This window comes from Cupriavidus sp. 01L46, from assembly GCF_056399905.1.
This window is the reverse complement of the sequence record NZ_JBFTSF010000453.1, coordinates 1-3,636: the sequence shown is the minus strand read 5'-3', so window position 1 is coordinate 3,636 and position 3,636 is coordinate 1. Positions and strand designations below refer to the sequence as shown.

At 62.9% G+C, this 3,636-nt stretch carries 4 protein-coding genes and 1 pseudogene; 4 read left to right on the top strand and 1 reads right to left on the bottom strand.

Annotation, left to right across the window (positions count from 1 at the left end; genetic code table 11):
- From AC1DS3_RS36615 to AC1DS3_RS36600, 4 genes are all read left to right on the top strand, one after another.
- The coding region (locus AC1DS3_RS36615; protein WP_477129130.1) for an alpha/beta fold hydrolase at positions 1 to 201 on the top strand (201 nt) is incomplete at its 5' end.
- A 347-nt stretch (positions 202 to 548) separates the two neighbouring features.
- Positions 549 to 845 (top strand): hypothetical protein, encoded by a 297-nt coding sequence (locus AC1DS3_RS36610; protein ID WP_441641216.1) that lies wholly within the window; start codon positions 549 to 551, stop codon positions 843 to 845.
- Positions 842 to 1,576: an alpha/beta fold hydrolase gene (locus AC1DS3_RS36605; RefSeq protein WP_441641217.1), complete on the top strand. Its 735-nt coding sequence runs from the start codon at positions 842 to 844 to the stop codon at positions 1,574 to 1,576. The genes AC1DS3_RS36610 and AC1DS3_RS36605 overlap by 4 nt, the downstream gene beginning before the upstream one ends.
- 355 nt (positions 1,577 to 1,931) lie before the next feature.
- On the top strand, positions 1,932 to 2,312 hold the full coding sequence (locus AC1DS3_RS36600) for a VOC family protein (protein ID WP_477129129.1): 381 nt from the start codon (positions 1,932 to 1,934) through the stop codon (positions 2,310 to 2,312).
- A gap of 402 nt (positions 2,313 to 2,714) precedes the next feature.
- On the opposite strand, the pseudogene AC1DS3_RS36595 reads toward AC1DS3_RS36600, so the two are convergent.
- Positions 2,715 to 3,636, bottom strand: a pseudogene (locus AC1DS3_RS36595) (patatin-like phospholipase family protein); the annotation flags it as partial.

Here is a 3,636-nt window from a genome sequence, read left to right as displayed (position 1 = left end):
GTTTCACAGCCTACGCTTTTGCTTTGGGGGGATGCGGACCCAATCAGCCCCGTCGCTGTCGGCCAGCAGTTGCTTGAGCTACTTCCCCACGCGCACTTGCACGTAATTCCAGGCGGTAATCACGATCTGGCTCGCGATCACGCGCTAAAGCTCGCTCCTCTAATCGATGTCCACCTATCAAGTGGCAGTCTTGGATATTGAGCATCAAGCATGACAGTTGGTGTGTCGTTGTCTTGAGTCGCAAGTGAACGGCCGGGATCGGGAAAGGCGAGTGTTCCTTGTGGTGGTCGCATGAGGACTACCAGGATGCGGCTAACGCTTCGCTCGACTCATCGGACCTGTTGAGGCCGAGCACCGTTGTGCCCCAGCCCGCAAGCGGAACCCTCTCCGCATCAGTCGCCGTGCGCCGCCGGCGCGCCCAGGCTCACGTCGACGGGCCCGAGACCATCCGATAGCTCAGGGGGGCACACGCGGCGGCGATCGCGGCCGGCACCCGCCGCCGCAGCCAGGCGTGCGCCGGGTCGGCTGCGTGACGCGGATGCCATGTCATGACCACCGTCTCGCCGCGTGGCAGGAATGGCAGCGGCACCACCACGAGGCCGAGGCCGGGCGCCATCGCTCGCGCCAGTCGCTCGCTGAGCGTGGCGACGAAGTCGCCCCGTGCGGCGATGACAGGCGCGGCGCTGCACGTCAATGTACAACTGTGCTGCGTAGCGGTGCGCGGTCGCAGGGCGGGCGGCGAAAGGATGACCGGCGCGCACGACCGCGATCAGCGCTTGGGGGAACAGGTCAACGACTTCGATCTCCGGTTCTCGCGGCCTGCAACCGCCGAATCGACACCATGACCGTGAACAACCAACGACGCGAGTTCTTCCGCAAGGCCGGCGGCACCATCGGTGCCGCCTCCACCCTGACCGTGCTGCCGCCGTCCATCCGGCGGGCGCAGACGGTGCCGGCCACCGTCGAGACCCACATCATCCAGGACGTCAACCCCATGAGCACACACCAAGAACCGCCTCCGCACGTGCTGAAGAACGGCGAGGTCGAGATCCTGTACCGCCGCTTCGCCAACGGAACTCCCCTGATCCTGCTTCATGAGTTTCCGGACCAGGAAGGAACCTGCTCTGCACAGGTGGAGGATCTGGCGCGCGACCACCTCGTAGTTAGACCAAGGCTGCCCGGCTACCCGCCGAGGAGTGCACCGACGGATCCGGCGCAATATGCACTGCCGGTTCCTGCCGTGCTCGTGGGCCACGATTGGGGCGGCGCTTGCCCAGGTCTGCGCGTTGCGACGCCCGGACCTGGTGGCAGGTCTTGTCATGCTCAACGCTCCACCGCTGTCCCGCCTCGACTCGGTGGATTTCAGGTGATTCGCACACGCATGCTAATGGGGGCGATTTCAGCCGCCGCTTTCGCCGCTGCCACCAACCTTGCCTTGGCTACGGTCAATGACCATGTAGGACGGCCACCTGTCGGCACAGTTCAGCCGAACGGCAATGCCTGCAGCGAACTTGCGGGCGACCCGCTGGACAACGCGCGCGAAGCCGGCGGCACACTCTACGGGTATCGCGTCTGAGGGCGAGTTTCAATACTGGTCATTCGTGACCATAGAACAGCCCGGTCAACGTTCCGCCAAGAACTTGCATTGCGCGCCACTGGGCGAGTAAATGGCCCGCGACCGTCGCCTCCACGCAGATAGCGGATTTCCAATTACGAAACAGGGTTGAGCCGTTCTCGGCCCAGCGCACTAACGCCGAAGATCCTCCTGATTGCCGCAGACCCAGCCCAAATGAAGTGCGATACCCTCGTGCTCGCACGCCTCATTGCTCTGGTTTGGCTTGGCAGCAGTGCCATGGCGAAGCCCGCTTGTGGACGTACCCTCGATGGGGGGTTAGGATCCTCACGCAGGCCCACACACTTCAGGAGAACTCATGTTTGACCACGTCAAGTTCGGAGTCAGCGACTATGCAGCAAGCAAAGCGTTCTTTCTCAAGGCACTCGAACCGCTCGGCATAGCTATTGTCTCGGAGGGGCCGCCGACGTACGGTGTCGAGCTCAGCCCAAAGGGTAAGGCTTCATTGTGCCTGTACCAAGCCGAGGAGAAGCCAGCGCATCTTCACTTGGCGTTCACGGCCGAGAATCGCCAGCAGGTCGAAGCTTTCTATCGCGCGGCTCTGGAGGCGGGTGGCAAAGACAATGGTGCGCCTGGTCTGCGACCGCACTACCACGCGAACTACTATGCAGCGTTCGTCATTGGTCCGGACGGTCACAACATCGAAGTGGTTTGCCACGAACCCGGAGCCMTGACGTAATGTATCCCGCAGAACCTGCGAGATAAGTTGGACTGCGATGGGGCAGAAGCCCCCAATGTTGGCAGCTCACGAGATCGGCGCCGCTTTCCACGAAGTCGATCGGCAGTCCGCCGTGTCGAACTTCCGTCAGGTCACCCACGCATCCGCAACAGATCAGCGTAAGAGACCAGCTTGCGTTTCTCATTAGCAAGCGTCTTTCGTTTGGCCGCCGAGCGGGTTGGTTGGTCGCGCTCGAACTTGGCGGCGGCGCGTACGCCCTCCCGCGTGTAGGTCCGCGCGGCCTTGGCTTCCGCCTTCAGGCGTTCAGCCGCTAGTCGCGCTAGCATTGCGGAACGTGCCTCCGCCAGAGCGCCGCGGCCGAGCAGCAAGAACGCGGCCTCACCCACGCTGCGTGGCGCGGGACTATGGCGCCGCAGTCAATTCGCGCTCGAACTCACGGATCACCGGGTTGCCGAGGATGGCATCCCTTCCCGCTTCGATCAAGCGATCGACGTCCCTCTCGGGCAGATGAAGTCTGGTCGGCAGATCGTTCAGACTTGCAGCACGCTCCTTGTCGAGGGCCTCAAACGAGATCCGCGTGACGAAGAATTCGACTTCGTCGCACCGCCAGCCCGGGAGGCGTGCGGCGATTTCCTGCTGCCGGGAATGCGGCATCCCACACCGATAGGCCACGAGGTCGTCGCGCCATTGCTTCATCATGGGAACGAAAGCGTCATAGCTCATTCGAACGTTGGTCGCCATTGCCGCGTCGATGGYCGCGCTTGCGACTTCGATTCCGGATGGGCCAGCCTGGCTTTGGTTCCAATCGCCGCGTGGGCCCTGACCGGCGTCAACAACGATGAAAAGTTGCCGCCGCACCTTGATCGCGTCGCTCTCGCTCATGGGACCGTAAGCCGTGCCCAGCAGCAGGCGCGATTGCAGAATGGCGGCCAAGCCGTAGTTGTCGGTCACCCCGCCGTCGACCAGCTTGATGTACTTCCCCTTCGAAGTATCCCGGTGACCGCGAACGGCGTTTGCCAACGCGCCAAAGAGCAGCGATCGCCCAGGCGCCTGGGCCTGGTCAAGGTTCGGCAGCGGTGCACTACAAGCCTCGGGATGCTTTTGAAGGATGATCGGTGCGAAGAAAAGCGGGACCGCCATGGATGCGGCGACGGCCTCGGAAACGGGAAAGCTCGCAAGATCACTGCATAGTGCATCGAATGCCAACTGGCTGAACGGGAACGCAACCCGGTAGTAGACGTTCGTGGCGTTGATCCAAACGATTGGCTTGCCGCGGCGGAACATGTCGGCGTACGTCGCCCCCTTGAACACGTCTTCGTCGAGC